Annotated in this window: 17 protein-coding genes; 1 reads left to right on the forward strand and 16 read right to left on the reverse strand. The window is 29.4% G+C overall.

Features of this window, described 5'->3' with window-relative positions; translation table 11 throughout:
• Positions 1–354: 354 nt before the first annotated feature.
• The 16 genes from proC to ACLVEP_RS02720 form a co-directional block, all read right to left on the reverse strand.
• A complete protein-coding gene (proC, locus tag ACLVEP_RS02645; RefSeq protein WP_412582642.1) occupies positions 355–1,128 on the reverse strand; it encodes a pyrroline-5-carboxylate reductase in 774 nt (257 codons plus the stop codon).
• A 49-nt stretch (positions 1,129–1,177) separates the two neighbouring features.
• Positions 1,178–2,257, reverse strand: coding sequence for a cell division protein FtsZ (gene ftsZ, locus ACLVEP_RS02650; protein ID WP_412582644.1), 1,080 nt, complete (start codon positions 2,255–2,257; stop codon positions 1,178–1,180).
• Between the two features lie 19 nt (positions 2,258–2,276).
• Positions 2,277–3,539, reverse strand: coding sequence for a cell division FtsA domain-containing protein (locus tag ACLVEP_RS02655; RefSeq protein WP_412582646.1), 1,263 nt, complete (start codon positions 3,537–3,539; stop codon positions 2,277–2,279).
• A gap of 96 nt (positions 3,540–3,635) precedes the next feature.
• Positions 3,636–4,388, reverse strand: coding sequence for a cell division protein FtsQ/DivIB (locus tag ACLVEP_RS02660; protein WP_412582648.1), 753 nt, complete (start codon positions 4,386–4,388; stop codon positions 3,636–3,638).
• Positions 4,389–4,390: 2 nt separating this feature from the next.
• Positions 4,391–5,305, reverse strand: a complete 915-nt coding sequence (murB, locus tag ACLVEP_RS02665) for a UDP-N-acetylmuramate dehydrogenase (protein ID WP_412582650.1) — start codon at positions 5,303–5,305, stop codon at positions 4,391–4,393.
• A gap of 2 nt (positions 5,306–5,307) precedes the next feature.
• Positions 5,308–6,384, reverse strand: coding sequence for an undecaprenyldiphospho-muramoylpentapeptide beta-N-acetylglucosaminyltransferase (gene murG, locus ACLVEP_RS02670; protein ID WP_412582652.1), 1,077 nt, complete (start codon positions 6,382–6,384; stop codon positions 5,308–5,310).
• A gap of 127 nt (positions 6,385–6,511) precedes the next feature.
• The gene (locus ACLVEP_RS02675) at positions 6,512–7,819 is read right to left on the reverse strand and encodes a histidine kinase dimerization/phospho-acceptor domain-containing protein (protein ID WP_412582654.1); all 1,308 of its coding nucleotides are present in this window, start codon (positions 7,817–7,819) and stop codon (positions 6,512–6,514) included.
• Positions 7,819–8,472: a response regulator transcription factor gene (locus tag ACLVEP_RS02680; RefSeq protein WP_022001805.1), complete on the reverse strand. Its 654-nt coding sequence runs from the start codon at positions 8,470–8,472 to the stop codon at positions 7,819–7,821. Before ACLVEP_RS02680 ends, ACLVEP_RS02675 begins: the two co-directional genes overlap by 1 nt.
• 94 nt (positions 8,473–8,566) lie before the next feature.
• Positions 8,567–9,919, reverse strand: a complete 1,353-nt coding sequence (glmM, locus tag ACLVEP_RS02685) for a phosphoglucosamine mutase (RefSeq protein ID WP_412582655.1) — start codon at positions 9,917–9,919, stop codon at positions 8,567–8,569.
• Between the two features lie 12 nt (positions 9,920–9,931).
• Entirely contained in the window at positions 9,932–11,332 is a 1,401-nt protein-coding gene (locus tag ACLVEP_RS02690; protein WP_412582657.1) for a YbbR-like domain-containing protein, read from the reverse strand.
• Positions 11,325–12,137, reverse strand: a complete 813-nt coding sequence (gene cdaA / locus ACLVEP_RS02695; RefSeq protein ID WP_412582658.1) for a diadenylate cyclase CdaA — start codon at positions 12,135–12,137, stop codon at positions 11,325–11,327. The genes ACLVEP_RS02690 and cdaA overlap by 8 nt, the downstream gene beginning before the upstream one ends.
• A 79-nt stretch (positions 12,138–12,216) precedes the next feature.
• On the reverse strand, positions 12,217–13,632 hold the full coding sequence (locus tag ACLVEP_RS02700; RefSeq protein ID WP_412582660.1) for an MFS transporter: 1,416 nt from the start codon (positions 13,630–13,632) through the stop codon (positions 12,217–12,219).
• Positions 13,616–13,747, reverse strand: coding sequence for a hypothetical protein (locus tag ACLVEP_RS02705; protein ID WP_412582662.1), 132 nt, complete (start codon positions 13,745–13,747; stop codon positions 13,616–13,618). Before ACLVEP_RS02705 ends, ACLVEP_RS02700 begins: the two co-directional genes overlap by 17 nt.
• 44 nt (positions 13,748–13,791) lie before the next feature.
• The gene (locus tag ACLVEP_RS02710; RefSeq protein WP_412582664.1) at positions 13,792–14,271 is read right to left on the reverse strand and encodes a hypothetical protein; all 480 of its coding nucleotides are present in this window, start codon (positions 14,269–14,271) and stop codon (positions 13,792–13,794) included.
• Between the two features lie 2 nt (positions 14,272–14,273).
• Positions 14,274–14,930, reverse strand: coding sequence for a cyclase family protein (locus ACLVEP_RS02715; RefSeq protein ID WP_318000799.1), 657 nt, complete (start codon positions 14,928–14,930; stop codon positions 14,274–14,276).
• Positions 14,931–14,950: 20 nt separating this feature from the next.
• Complete coding sequence (locus tag ACLVEP_RS02720; RefSeq protein WP_412582666.1) at positions 14,951–16,105, reverse strand: iron-containing alcohol dehydrogenase; 1,155 nt, start codon at positions 16,103–16,105, stop codon at positions 14,951–14,953.
• Positions 16,106–16,211: 106 nt separating this feature from the next.
• On the opposite strand from ACLVEP_RS02720, the gene ACLVEP_RS02725 reads away from it, so the two are divergent.
• A complete protein-coding gene (locus ACLVEP_RS02725; RefSeq protein WP_412582668.1) occupies positions 16,212–17,045 on the forward strand; it encodes a MerR family transcriptional regulator in 834 nt (277 codons plus the stop codon).
• Position 17,046 lies beyond the last annotated feature (1 nt).

A 17,046-nucleotide genomic window follows, 5' to 3' on the forward strand; every position in this document is an offset into this window, starting at 1 on the left:
CGAACCATACTATGCACATGTGTCAGATGGTTAATTAAGAAAATAAATAAAAAAAGGACAATCCAGTATAAAAAACTTATATATGGTAAATAGTCTATATAAATGAGGACAATCGATATATTACTTAAAAAACTCAAGAAAAGGATTTTCAAAAATGACCAATTAATATTAAGCAATAATGAAATCATTTCATAAGTCATGATAAATAAAATACCATTCATACAATAAGTTAATTCAACATAGACATCCATCTTGCTTACCCCTTTATCATCATATATGATGATAAATAAAAAAGATGTCAAAAAAGATATCTTGACATAAAAAAAGTATGAACCAAATCATACTTTTTACTCATTATTTTTTAGAACGATCAATAGCTTCCATTACAGCATTTCTAAAATTATTTTCTTCTAAAGCTTTAACACCTTTTATCGTAATTCCTCCAGGAGAACAAACTTGATCTTTCAAAATACCTGGATGTAATTGAGTCTCTTTAACCATTTTTGCACTTCCTAAAACAGTTTGACTAGCAAGTTTATAAGCCAATTCTCTAGGAAGTCCATTTAAAACTGCTCCATCAGCCAACGCTTCAATAAACATATAAACAAATGCTGGTCCACAACCACTCAAAGCACCACCTGCAACCATTTGGTAATTATCAATGATATAAACTTCTCCAATACTTTCAAACATTTTTTGAACATAACTTAATTCTTCAGTTGTTAATGTATTGTCCCTTTCAAACAAAGTTGTCCCTTCTAAAACTTTAGCTGGTGTATTAGGCATAATTGTTAGATGATGACTTCCTGGTAATAATTCTTCATATTTATCATTTCCATATCCCGCTACAATTGAAACAATCACTTGTTGATCAATAACTGCTTTGATTTTTGAAATAACACTTTCTACGACATTTGGTTTGACCCCCATCACCAAATAATCACAATTTTTAACAACATCTTGTTCACTTGAACATACATGAATGCCAAAATCATGTTCATACATCTTGAGTTGTTGACTATTTATATCATAGCCATATACCTCATTACCTTCTATAAAACCGCTTTTAATAAGTCCTTGGCAAATTGTCCCTGCCATATTCCCTAATCCTATAAATCCAATTCTCATTTAAATTTCCCCCTTTATAAAAATGAGCTAACATCGTTAGCTCACCTTATTAAATTCTTCTATTTTTGATAAATGCTGGTGGAAAACCATCATCTTCGTCTTCATCATCATAAGATTCAAAAGTTTGAGGTTCCTCACCTAAAGGTCTTGCAACTGAAGGTTGTACAGTAACTTCTTCTTTTTCTTCTTCAAATCCTGTAGCAATAACAGTAACAATAATTTCATCATCTAAGTTTTCATTAATAGCAATACCTAAATAAGTATTAATATCATCTCCAACTTCTTGTGAAATTGTTTCAAGTGCAATATTTGCATCATATAATGAAATATTTGGTCCACCAGTTACATTAATGATAGCATCTTTAGCACCAGCTACTGATACTTCTAGTAATGGTGAAGAAATTGCACGTTTTGCTGCTTCTTTTGCTTTATCATCACCTGATGACATACCAATACCAATTAACGCATTTCCTCTATTTTTCATAACTGCGCAGATATCAGCAAAGTCAAGGTTGATAAATGCAGGAACAGCAATTAAATCAGTAATTGTTTGAACACCTTGTCTTAATACATTATCAGCTTCTCTAAAAGCTTCTTGCATTGGACGACCACCAATTAATTGTAATAATCGGTCATTTGAAACAACAATAATACTATCAACATTGGCACGTAATTCATCAATTCCTTCAATAGCTTGTTTTTTACGTTTCATTCCTTCAAATGTAAATGGTTTAGTAATAACACCAACTGTTAAAGCTCCTAATTCACGAGCAATTTTAGCAAAAACAGGAGCTGCACCAGTACCAGTTCCACCACCCATACCAGCAGCAATGAAAACCATATCTGCACCTTCTAATGCAGTTCTAATATCTCCTTCAGATTCTAAAGCAGCTTTTTTACCTATTTCTGGATTACCACCTGCTCCCAAACCTTTAGTTAAATCTTTTCCCAAAACAATTTTATTTTCTACAGGTGAACGTCTTAAAACTTGTACATCTGTATTTGCGACAAAGAATTCTACTCCTCTAACACCTTCTTCAACCATACGATTAACAGCGTTATTTCCTCCGCCACCAACACCGATGACTTTTATCTTTGCAACTTGTTCAAAATCTAATTCTTCGTTCATGTTTTATCCTCTCTTTTATCTATTCTTCTTCGCCAAAGAAAGTATCTAGTAATCTACTAAATCTTCCTGTTTTCTCTTTTGGATCTTTTACTTTTGTAAGTCCTTTAAATCTCACAGCCATTGTATTAGAAATATCTGGTAAAATAACTGATGTTTCATAAGGACCTAAATATTTAGCACGATCAGACATATAAAAAATCATTCCTACAGCAGAAACATATGCCATATCTCTAATACCAATAATATCTGGACGATATACTCTTACTGGTCCTTCTAAAATACGACCAGCAACTTTATCTAGTAGCTCAAGTTCTCCTCCGCCACCAACAATAAGTGTTTCATAATGTTGACCATTATCAATAACACCCACTTTTTCTTTAATTACATTTAATATATCAACTGTTGCTTCTTCCAAAATACATGCAAAGTCTTTTTGAGTATAATCTTTACGTCCATCTGGAAGTTCAGTTGTATGAATAATATCTTCTTGTCCAACAGTATAATCTAAAGAACCATATTTGACTTTATAAGTTTCTGCTTGATTCATAGAAATTTGTAAATGTTGAGCAATTGCTCTTGTCAAATTGTATCCTCCAACAGAACATACTGTTAAATATTTCAAATATCCATCTTTATAGAAAGATATTGTTGACGTTTTATATCCCATATCAATAATCAATGCACCTTCTTGAAGATAAACCGCATCAAAAGCTTCTTTCGCACACGCAAAAGCATTGATACAAATATCCATTACCTCTAAACCTGACTTTTCTACAGCCGTAATATATGGATATAAAATTTGTTTTTGTGAAGTAATAATCAAAGTATCAATAATTAAATTTCTTGATGCTTCTCCAATTGGAGGCACTTGACTCATACCAAAGTCACCATTAAAACGTACTGGAATTACACACACAACTTCTTCATCATGTGATTTTTTAAATTTTGCTGATAATTTCAATCCCTTAACAATATCATCTTTCGAAATCTTATCATGGTCACTTAGTGAAACACTACTGTTACTTTGATAAAGTTTAGAACGAATAGTAGGAATTGTAAGACCAACTGCTTTAATCTCTCCATCAAGGAATTCATTAGCTTCTTGAACAACTGCTTTAATGTCATTCACTAATAAACCCTCATTTTCAATGATGCCTTTTTTTACACCATGACTAGGGACTTTTTTAGAAAAAAGAACATGTAAATTAGAATTGATAATTTCACCAACTAACAATTCAATTGAAGCACTACCTATATCTAATACTGCATAAACTTCATTCATGTCTATCTCCCCTTACTACATATACCATTATATTATCATAAAAGCTACGATATTTAAAGGTTTTAGTTTCAACCACGTAGCTTTTTCATGTACTATTTAATTGTATACATAGACATTTTTTCCTAAAAAATTATAGTATTTATAATCTGGATAACTTTGTACAACAAGGTAGTAATTTGTTGATGTAAGTTGTTTTTTCATATCTTCAATACGAACATAAAAAATCTTTCCATCATCTAATTCTAATCTACATCTTGTTTGATCTTTTTCATCTGGTTCAAAGACTATACTTGAAATTTGATTTTGAACAACAGATGGTAATTTTACATATGCTTGAACAAATGATTGAAAATGTTCTTCATCAAAATTCATCATTTGTGGACATCTTTGTACATAAGACAACCATTTTTGTTGTTGATCTTGTTCAATCACACCATCTTGATCAGCTACATAAAGAATATTATTAACATAACCATATAATGAAGCATTATTTTCTTTAATATTTATTTTAATATTCCCTATTAGATCCTTTGAAACAGTTGCTTTTTCAACAAAAATTATATTTTCAATTTGTTTAGCAATTTGTTTTTTATTAACCTTAAAAAAATACGTTTGTTTTGATTTAATAGGTAACTGTTCAACAATAGTTTCTTGACTTGTGACTTTACATCCTGTCACTGTAATCTTTTTTACTTTAGACATATCACTAAAGAAAAACACAAGTAAAAAAGCTAAAAACAAAGCAATGATAACTAAGCATCCTCTTCTTTTTCTTTTTTTCTTTTTTAACTTTCTTCTCATTGATTGAACTTGATTTTCATCATGTTCATTATATATATAAGTTGTCATTTTTAAGACTCCCAATTAATAAAACGTACTTCTGGTTTTAATAAAACACCAAATTGATCTTGAACTGTTTTTTGTACGTAAAAAATAAGATCATAAATATCTTTAGCTGATGCATAACCATTATTAACAATAAAGTTTGAATGTTTTGGAGAAACTTGTGCTCCTCCAATTTCATATCCTCTAAGTCCTGCATCATCAATATATTTCCATGCTGATGAACCTTCAGGATTTCTAAAAACACTTCCTGCACTTGGTTTATTCCAAGGTTGCGTTGACATTCTTCTTTCTTTTCTTTTATCTAAAGTTTCATTAATTTCTTCAACACTTTTATTTTCTAATTCAAAAGTTGCTTCTAAGACAATCCATTTTGGATGATCTTGAATAATAGAATGTCGATAAGAAAATTCCATTTCATCTTTTGATAATTCAACAACTTTTAAACGTTCATCTAATACTTTTACTGATTTAACAACTTCACTTAAACATGATTTATAGGCACCAGCATTCATAAAAATACCACCACCAATATTTCCTGGAATACCACCCATAAATTCAAATCCACTTAATCCGATTTTAGCACAATCATAGGCTAATTTAATCATTGTAACACCGCATTGTGCTGTTACTTCACTTCCATTGACATGATATTGATTCATATTTTCAAGTGAAATGATAATACCGTCAAAACTTTTATCTGAAAACAATAAATTCGAACCTCTTCCAATAACAAAAAGTGGAATACGGTGTTTACGACAATATTTAATAACTTCAATAAGTCCATCGACATGTTGAACCTTTACAAACAATTTTGCTGGTCCTCCCACACGATAAGTTGTATGTTTATACAATGGTTCATCTTTAAGAACTGTACCAACTTCTAATTGTTTAAGTTCTTCATAATATTTTTCAAACTTCATCATTAGTCTCCTAACATCGAAATAATTTCTTGATACATATCTTCTACAGCATTTGGTTTACCCAATTTTTTTGCATTTTCTGTTAACACATGAAGTGTAGTTTCATCATTAATAATTTCATCAATTGTTGAAATTAATTTTTCACCTGTTAAATCTTTTTCAAGAATCATTTTTGCTGCATGATTACTTTCTAATTCACGAGCATTATATTCTTGATGATTAGCTGCAACATATGGACTAGGAATCAAAATAGCAGGTACACCTAATGCTGTAAGTTCAGCAAGTGTACTTGCACCCGCACGAGAAATAATAAGATCTGTCGCATGCATTAAAGATGGCATATCATCAACGTATGGTACAATTTTAACATTTTCGTTTGCATAATCTTTCATTGATTCATAATATGGTTTTCCAGTTACATATAATACTTGATATTCTTTACCAATAAATTGGCTCATTGATTCTTTCATTGTTTGATTGACTGTTTGTGAACCTAATGATCCCATTACAATCGTTACAATCTTCTTATTTTTATCTAATCCATATTTATCATAAACATCCTTAGGAACTTCATGACTGACAACACTTGCACGAGGATTTCCAAGTAATAATGTTTTTTCTTGTGGAAATTCTTCATAAGCTTTTTGATAACAACAAATAATTTTATCAACTTTTTTAATCAAAATTTTATTTGTTAAACCAATAATTGAATTTTGTTCATGAATCATCGTTTTAATTTTTAAACTTGATGCAGCTTCTAAAGCCGAAGCGCTAGGATATCCTCCAAAGCCAATAACAATATCTGGATTAAACTTCTTAATAGCTCTTTTAGCACTTCCAATAGATTTAATAAATAATAAAGCAGCATGTGCTTTCTTTAAAGGATTACCAGCTAATCCTTTAACATTTAAACCAACATAATCATATCCAAGTTGTGGTACAACTTGTGATTCTAAACGATCCTTTGTCCCAATAAATAAAAATTCAGAATCAGGATCTTGTTTTTTTATATATTCAACTAACGCAAGAGCAGGATATAAATGTCCACCTGTTCCTCCAGCACCAACAACAACTTTCATCTCTAATCACTCCTTAAAGTTCATTATACTCTTTTTCTCTATTTTTGAGAATTGATAACTCTAAAATATGCCACTCTTTACTAAAAAAAGCAATACTTTTTTTCAAAAAAAAGATTAACCAATTTGATTAATCTTTTTTCCAAATGATAAAGCTCACTCCATTATTTCTATTAACGGCTTCAACTTTATATCCATACATTGTCACAGTTTTATAAACAATCGAAAGTCCTAAACCAAATTGTCCTTTATGACCTATTTCATAAGGTTGAAATAATGATTCTGGATGAGAATTATCTATCGGTTCACCATCATTAAATATTTCTAAATATTGATCCTTTAAAATAATTTTAATTTCATGATTCACATAACGTGCTGCATTTTCAATAATATTTTCAATACAAATACGCCAATAATCATCTTTACCTTTAAAAGACGCTTCTTGTAAATCAGTAATAATTTCTATTTGTGGATGCATAGCAGTTAATTGAAAAACAATATGTTCGATTAATTCTTTCATTGAACATGTTTCATCACCAATTTGTCCACTTATGTAATCTAGACGATTTAAATAAAGTAAACTTTTTACTTTTTTCTCTAAACGGTCTGTATTTTCTAAAATAACATCAACTGATGAATCTTTATCACCATAAGGATAAATATCATCTTTAATACTTTGAGCATATGTTTGTATTAAAGCAATAGGCGTCTTTAAATCATGAGAAATATTATGAATCATTTCTTCTTTGATTTCATTTTGTCGATCTATCTCTTCTTTCATCTCTATTAATGAAGAAGACAAGACACCTATTTCATCTTCTCTTTGTATATGCAATTCACTTTCTTTATCATTTTTTATATCATCTATATAATTTTTAATAAGCTTCAATGGTTTTATTAAAGAAGAAACCCAAATAAACAAGGCTATTCCAATTATTAGAAATGCAATATAAAAGATATCAATAACTTGATCTTTTAAATTATTAATTAACGTTTTAGAATAATCACTATAAACTAACGAAATAATATAATTAGAATCATCTGCTTTTACAATTTGATAATAAACTGTTTGATTTTGCATTTTGACCTTTTCTTGTAACTTCTTTTTATTTTTTTTAACCATTTTATATAGATCATTTTGAAAAACATAATCTAATATTTGATATTTTTTAGCAGAAATATTTTGTGCTGTTGTAAGTGTATCTTCATTAATGTTATAAGTAAAATGATAAATTTGTTTATCTGAGCCTGCATAATCAGGAGAAAAATCATATGAGTAAAAATCATTTTGTGAACGTGTCAATACATCATACATTTCATTATCAATAACATGTGTTAAGTTGTTATCGATAAGAGGTAACAAAATAGCTAAAACTCCTATCGCAATAATTGAAAAAATAATAACAAGTTGTTTTTGTAGAGAATATTTTGTAAGCATTAGTCTAAACGATATCCAAATCCATAAATCGTACGAATATTAATTTCTGGCATTTTCTTACGTAATCTTCTAAGTGTATCATCGACAACTCGATCACTACCAAAATAATTTTCGTCCCATACTTTTGATAAAACTTGTTCTCTTGAAATAGCCAATCCTTTGTTATTTAAAAAGTAAACAAGTAAATCATATTCTTTTGTTGTTAAAATGATTTCATTATTGTTATAGAATACTCTTCTCTTTTCTAAATCAATATCATAACCATCTATTTGGATTTTAGATGGATTATCATATGCACGTTTTAATAAATTATTAATTCTTAAAATAACTTCTTTAATATTAAAAGGTTTAGTAATATAGTCATCTGAACCTTTTTCTAAGCCAATAATACGATCAAATTCCTGATCTCTTGCTGACATAAATATAATTGGCATCTTAGGCTTACTTGCTTTTATTTCATTAAACAATTCAAAGCCACTTGCCTTATCTAACATAATATCTATAAGCCATAGATGTACATCATCATCTTTATGAAGTAAAGCTTCATCATAAGTATAAAACGAGCAAACACTATAGCCTTCTTTTTCTAAATAAGTTCTTACTAGATCATTTAGATTTTTTTCATCATCTATAATATTAATTTTAAACAACATCTTATTCACCTCATTTTTATCCTATTCTATTATGACCTATTATAGATAAAATATTGCCATAATCTATGGCAATATTTTGTGATAATATGTGATTTTATCTTTCAATAACAAATCCGCGTTCTTTCATTTTAGCAATGATATAATCTACAGATTGTAAACATTTTTCATTTGTATCAGCTTCAACCATGACACGTACAACCGGTTCAGTTCCTGATTCACGAACAAGAACACGTCCTTCATCACCTAATTTATCTTCAACTTCTTTAATGGCTTTTTGTACTTCTACATCATTTTGAGCTTCTTTTTTGTCTTTTACATAAACATTTTTCATTAATTGTGGATAGATTGTTACAGGTTCAACTAATTGAGCCAATGTTTTTTTACTTTCAATAACTGCTTCCATGATTTTTAAAGATGTTAAAATACCATCTCCTGTTGTTGCATGTTTAGAGAAAATAATATGTCCTGATTGTTCTCCACCAATACAGTGACCATTTTTCACCATATTTTCATTAACATATTTATCTCCTACAGCAGTTTTTTCATATTTAATACCTTCTTTATCTAAAGCTTTATACAATCCTAAGTTAGACATAACTGTTGTAACAATTGTATCATTAGATAATTCCCCATGTTCTTTTAAATATTTACCACAAACATAAAGGATTAAATCACCATCAATAACTCTTCCAAATTCATCAACAGCTAAACAACGATCAGCATCTCCATCATAAGCAAATCCAATATCTAATCCTTTTGCTTTTACTAACTCTTGTAAAGATTCGATATGTGTAGATCCACAGTTTGTATTAATATTTAAACCATCTGGTTCACTATGAATAACATATGTTTTAGCTCCTAAAGCATCAAATACACTTTTAGCAAGATTAGAACTTGCTCCATTTGCACAATCTAATCCAACTCGAATATTTTTAAATGCACGTGTAGGAATTGACATTAAATATCCTAAATATCTATTTCTTCCTACTGAATAATCTGTAGCACATCCGATTCCATCTTTTGTAGCTAGAGGAATTTCATCAATTTCCCCATCAATATATTGTTCAATTAAGCCTTCAACTTTGGCATCCATTTTATGTCCATTACAATCTAAAACTTTAATTCCATTATCATAATATGGATTATGTGATGCTGAAATCATAATTCCACAATCAAATCCATCTGTTCTTGTAATATAAGCAACACTAGGTGTTGTTGTAACATGCATTAAAGACACATCTGCACCACTTGCTGTAAGTCCAGCAACAAGAGCATATTCTAACATATAAGAACTTCTTCTTGTGTCTTTTCCAATAACGACTTGTGCATGATCTTTGTTTCTTCCAAAGTACCATCCAATATATCTCCCTACTTTATAAGCATGTTCAACAGTTAAATCTTTATTAGCTTCACCTCTAAAGCCATCAGTTCCAAAATATTTTCCCATCTTTAATCACTCCTATTTCTTTATATTAATACGAATTTGTTCATCACTATCTAAACGATACGTTAAAGTTTCGTCACTTAATTCTACTTCTATTTTTACATTATGTCGACCCTTTTTTAATCCTACAACATCTACATAAACTTTAATGTCATCATTTGTAAGCGCATTAATACGATCACTTGTTCCAATCACTGTTAAATTACAAGTATCACTAGACATAGAAATATTACTTTCTTTACCATTTTTAATATGAATTGGAATATCTGTAAATTGTCTTTGTTCCGAAGGAATAAGGGTAATCGTACCATCAACTTTAGTAAATGACATTTTATTAACACCCGAAACACTCAATAATTTTAAATCTTTAAATGTACGTCCTTCTTCTAAATCACTTACATCTACTTTAACTTTAATATTATCAATACTCTTTAATTTACTTTCATCGCCATAAATCTTTACTTTATCTTTTGAAAAAGTCATTTGATCGATTGCATATCCATTTGCAACATTTCCTGTATATTCAGGAACAAGTGGTACTGTTTTACTATAATTAGAAAGTGAACAATCCACTTTAACCGTTGAAGGAATAACACTGACATTTAAAGCTTTTCCACTACGATCAAATGCTTTTACTTTACATTCTTGAGTAAATGAATCAGTTACTCCATTTAAATCAATAATTGCTTCAACTGAATAAACATTATCAATATTATCTTGAGAACCTCTTACCTCTACTTCACTATGTTCTATATTATCTACAGAAACAGAATGTTTATCTTTTAAGCTTTCTTCATTTTTAAAACGATATCCTAAACTGAATGTTTTGGTTACTTTTTGTGAAACTGTTACCGTTACTGTTTGTGGTACAATTAAGACTTCTAAATCATTAGAAAAATTTCTTGATTTTAATTCTACCGTTTGTTCACCTTCACCTATTCCTGAAAAATCTGCATATATTTCATAATTTTTCATTAATTTCGTATTATAAATATCAATAGATGGCCCAACAAGTCCTACACTTACTGTCTCTGGCATTCCTGCAACAACAAAATCATCTTGTAAATTTTCTATTTTAACAGGCACTTGTTGAATGTAATCTCCTGAATTTGGAGTAGAAAATACATTTTCAAAATTACCACCATTAACTGTAAATAGTAAAATCGTTGCTAAAATAAATGATAATATTTTTAATGATAACGCTGATTGTAACATTCTATCTAGCGTTGAATTAATAAAATTCATAATTTTAATAGCACCATTTACAAAAGCTCTACTTTTAGAATTTATTTCTTCATTTATAGATTGTGGTGTTATATGTTTTTCTTCTGTTTTTGGTTTATCTTTTTCTTTTGAAATAAAATTCAAGAAAAAATCAGTTGTTGAATCTCGATGTTCTTGATTATTTTTACTCATCTTTATCACCTTCTTCATCTTCTGATTTAAACCAACCTAACTCATTGACCAAACTTGCTCTTAACTCTTTTCTTGGTATTTTAATAAGTTCTCCTTTAATAGCAAAGGAAATCGTTCCTGTTTCTTCAGAAACAACAACTGTCAATGAATCAGTAATTTCACTTATCCCAATAGCAGCTCGATGTCTTGCTCCATAAATAGGAGAAAGATCTTTTTGAGTTGGTGGGAAAAAGGCTGCAGCACAAACAACTCGATCATCTTTAATAATAACTGCTCCATCATGTAAAGGTGTTCCTTCCCAAAAGATTGTATTAAATAATTCTGACTTAATATCAGCGTTGATTTTAGTACCAGTATTAATATAGTCTATCAAAGATTGCCCCCTTTCAAAAGTAATTAAAGCACCTGTTTGTGTTTCAGATAATTTTGTTACTGAATCAACAATTTCATCTAATAAATGTTCTTTTTGATCATTAGATAAACGTTCCATATGATAATCTCTTTTTGTTTGCCCCATTTTTTCAAGCAACGAACGAATTTCTGGTTGAAAGATCACAATTACAGCAATAATTCCCCATGTTAAAATCGTATCAACTAAATAAGACATTGTTGAAAGTCCTAAAATACTTGTTACTAATTTAATTAACAAAATAATCAGAACTCCTTTAAATAACTGCATTGTTCTCATATTTTGTTTGAACATACTAATTCCTAAATATAAAACATACCACACTAATAATAAATCAATAACTGTACGAATAATGTTTAAAATTAATGATAGATTAACTTCTATTCCTGCTATCATTTTATCCCCTACTTTCTTTACACATATTATACTTGATGTTTTATATTTTATAAAGAAAAGATAGATTTTTATTCAAAACCTATCTTCTCTTCTTTATTATTAACAAATCTTTAAATTCTTCAATATTAACTTCTTGACCCTGTTCTTTCTTTTTCAATGCTTCTAAAACATCTTGATATCTTTTTTTCGTAAGGGGATTCGTCATCATACAAATAATAGATAAAAGCAAACATGCACATGTTACACCTATAAATAAAAGAGCAATGCCATGTTGTGTCGCTAAACTTTGTGTTGCTAATTGACCATTATAACCAATTTTATCCATACAATTTCCTAAAATACTTACCCCAATGGCTGCTGCTATTTTTTGTGAAACAGTAGCCATTGAATAAAAAATACCATCTTTTCTAACATTATTTATCAAACAATCAACTTCTACACAATCACTAATCATTGCATAAATCACTTGATACAATGCATTAAGTCCAACTACTAAAATACTTGTCATGATAATAGGACCAATAGCTGATTTTGGTTTTAAGATAAATAGAGGAAATACAATCATACATACAAACCAAATTCCCATCGAAATACACCAAGCTTTGGCTTTAGAATATTTGATAGACCATTTATTAATAGGAAACACCCAAAACAAAGCAACAATCCACATAATAATATTGACCATCGATACTTGCATATTATTTAATTGTAAATTATATGTAAGGTAATAAACTAATACACCTAAAAATACAGCTTGTGCTAAAATAGCAAAAATAAATGCTGCTGTTAAATGTAAAAAAGCTTTATTTCTTAATGGTCCATTTAATAAATCCTTAAAAGTTACTTTTTCTTTAATAATGATGACTTCTTGATTTTCATAACCTTTAGAAACTTTCCAACCAATTAAAATACTGATTGTACAAATAAAGCCAAAAATAGCAAAACAAACAGACCAAGCATTCTTTATACTTCCTACAAAAGGAGCTAAAAAAGAAGTATATGCCATGATGCCACTTCCTAAAGCAACACCTACTATAGCCCAAAATGTTCTAATAGTGGCTAATCGACTTCTTGTATCATAATCATTTGTAACTTCACCACTTAAAGAAGTATAAGGAATATCTATTAATGTTTGAAATGTATAAAATAAAATGGCAACAACAATAAAATAAATCTTTTGTGTGGTTTCTACAAAATTCCATGATGTAAATAAAAGCCATGTAACAATTCCAAAAGGAATAGCAAAAGCAATTAAAAATGGTCTTCTTCGTCCTTTTTGAGGATCTCTTGCATCAGAAATCATGCCTACTAAAGGATCTGTAATGGCATCCCAAACAGTCCCAATAGTCATAATAAAACCTGCAAAGCTTCCTGAAAGTCCTACAACATCTGTAAAGAAATATAAACCGTAAGTTGTAAACATTGTAAATGTAAACAATGTTGCAAGACCAGGTAAGCCATACAAATACATTTGTTTTTTAGTCATCTTTTTCATCTGCCATACCAGCTATCTTATAAGTATAAGGTTTAAAATATGGTAATAAGCGATCAATAACTGGTCCATAAACAAAAACTGCAATAAGTGTTCCTATTCCCCAAGAAGCTCCCATGAAAACTCCCAAAGCAAATAAAATACAATAGGAAACTGATAAACCTATACCATAACTTTTATGTAATAAATCAGCCATTGCAAAAGCAAAATATCACTTGATTGATATCCAAGACCAATAGGAATATAGTATGCTAGAGTAAGGATAATGATTAAAGATCCAGCAATAATACAACCTACTTTTAAACCAAATGACATCGCATCTACAGGTGGTAATATTGGTGCTAAAAAATCTAACCAAACATTTTCAAATGGACCTATTAAAAAGCACCAAGCTAATGTTCCTAAATGTACTAAATCTCTTCTAATAATTAAAAATACAAAGAAAACAATTCCTTCAAAAACAAGTGCTGCTGTTCCTAATTGAACATGAAAAACATTAGATAGTCCTATTTCAAAAGTAGTAAGAGGATCGCTTCCCCATTCTGGTGAAACAAGTAAAGCGACCCCTAAAGCACAAAAGAAAATAGAAGGAATAATTGCAAGTAATCTACGTGTATATCCTAAAATAGTCTTTTTATCCATCATTAATCCTCCCACTCAACAGCAATTGCTCTTACTGGTGAACCATCACAACCTACAACTTTCATTGGAATAGCAATAATATAAGGATTTTCAAAATCAATTTGATCAAAATAAGCCCAGTTTTCTCCAATCATTAAGCGTTTTTCAGAAAATAAATCATGAACTGGGAATTCTGTTCCACCTGTTTGATCAGCATTAATTGTATCAATTCCAATAAATCTAACACCTTGTTCTACTAAATAATGAGCAACTTCTCCATTAACATAAGGATGATGGAAAAATTCTTCTGTTCCTCTTTTTTTATACCAATTTGTATTAAATAAAACAATTTTACCAGGTGTAATTTGTTCTTTATAAGGTTCAATATCTTCCATTGTAATTGCTTCTTCAGCTTTTTTATCAGTAACTCTTACAATAACAGCATCTCCTAAAAAGAAATCTAATTCCATTTGATCAATTGTTGCTCCTTCATTAGAAAAATGATAAGGGGCATCTACGTGTGAACCTGTTTGTGTTCCCATTACTAATGTTGATAAATTATAACCTTCGTTTTCTAAAGTTGTTGCTACAGTAACTGATGGTTCAGGATCTCCTGGATAAATTGGTGTATCAGCTGTAAATTCCCATGATAAATCAACAATTTTTTTAATCTTATGCATTTTCTTTTTCTCCTTCATCTTTATAAGCTTTTTTTTAATAATTCTAAATAATCTTCTTTATGAATTTCTCTTGCATTATCATTTGATAAAACATTATCTGCTGATCTTTGAGCAATTGCTTCAAACTTATCTTCAGTAATTCCTTTTATTTCTTTAATTGTAGGAATATTTAATCTTCTATTTAAATCTTTTACATATTGAACAGCACTAGATGCATACTCTTGATCATTCATGCCATTTCTTTCAATACCTAAAGCATCTGCAATATCTACAAATCTATCTAAACATGCAGGAATATTATATTCCATAATATAAGGTAAAAATAAAGAATTAGCGACACCATGTGGTGTATCAAACCATGCACCAACTGTTTCAGCAAAGGCATGAACAGCACCAACATTAGAGCTAATAAATGACATACCTCCTATTGTACTTGCTATCATCATATTTCTTCTTGCTTCTTTATCATGACCATTTACATAAGCCTTTTCTAAATTTTGAGCAATTAATGAAATTCCTTTTAAAGCAAGTGCATCTGTAATTGGTTGATGAACTTTAACTGTGTAAGCTTCTATACAATGTGTTAAAGCATCCACTCCACAAGATGCTGTAAGTGATTGTGGCAAATCCAAAGTAATTGTTGGATCACAAATTGCAAGTGTTGGAATCATATGAATAGGATCTCCAACTGTCATTTTATACATTCTTGCTGTATCTGTAATAACTGCACACCATGTAACTTCACTTCCTGTTCCAGCAGTTGAAGGAATACAAATAAGTGGTAAAATTGAATGTTCTAATTCTACATCTCCCCATTCAACAGTTGTTTTTCCGTTTGTAACAATTGCAGCAACTGCTTTTGCTTGGTCCATTGCTGAACCTCCACCTAAAGCAATGATGGCATCTACCTTTTCTTCAATAGCAATTTTTGCCATTGCATCGCAATCTTCAGCTCTTGGATTAGGTTTTACATTCGTTTCTAATAAATATTCAATTCCTGCTTTTTCTAAACTTTCTTTTAATACTTGATAATGAGCTGATTTAGATAAAAAATCATCTGTAACAATCAACACCTTTTTAAATCCTAATGTTTTTACTTCATTCCCTGTTTCATTTAAAACACCATATCCTTCAACAATACGTGTTCCATGAAAAAAATTATTGACTTCTAACATATTTTCCTCCCGTTTCTTAACTACAAGTTTATTTTATGCTATATTGTAACTATACAATCAAGTGTTATTTGTGAATTTTTTAATTTAGGAAGGAATTGGCTAAAAAATGGATAATATTTATGTTTCACCAACAGAATTTGCAAGTATTTCAGGAGTGAGTCGTCAAACTTTGATTTTTTATGAAAAGAAAGGTATCTTTTTACCTGCGTATAAAAATGAAAAAGGCTATAGATTTTATTTAATGTCCCAATTAGACATTATAGCTACTATACAGTCTCTTCAAAAAATAGGACTTTCTTTAGAAGAAATCAAAGATTATATTGAACATCGTAATGCTCAAAGTACGTATGAATTATTTTCTAATAAGATTAATACTTTAAAAGAAATTATTACTACCTATCATAAAATGATCAATATGATGGAAACAAAATGTCAACTTATTACCAAAGCTAATCAAATATTGACAGATATGGTATATATCGAATATCGAGATGAGATTAAAATTATTAAAAGTGATTATATTCCTTTCAATAGTAAAGAAATCAATCAATATAAAATTTTAGGAGAACATATTAAATATAGAAAAAAACAAAACCATTCCTTAGGACATGCTATTAGTGGAATGGTTGAATGGAAAAAAATGTTAAAGTCAAAAAGAAAGAAAACATTTTATCAATATTATTACACAATTTTAGATAATCAACTAGAAGATGAAAATTATGATATTATACCTTCTGGTAATTATTTAGTTATTTATCATAAAGGAACTTATGAAACATCTTATCAATCCTATCATCTTTTTTTAGATTATGCTAAAAAAAATCATCTAGTATTAGATGACATTGCTTATGATGAAAGTTTAATTGATGAACTCACTGAAGCAAATCCACAAAATTATATTACACAAATTAGTGTCAAATTTAAAAAAGAGCTCAAATGAG

Source organism: Faecalibacillus sp. (genome assembly GCF_047023275.1).
Lineage (GTDB): Bacteria > Bacillota_I > Bacilli_A > Erysipelotrichales > Coprobacillaceae > Faecalibacillus.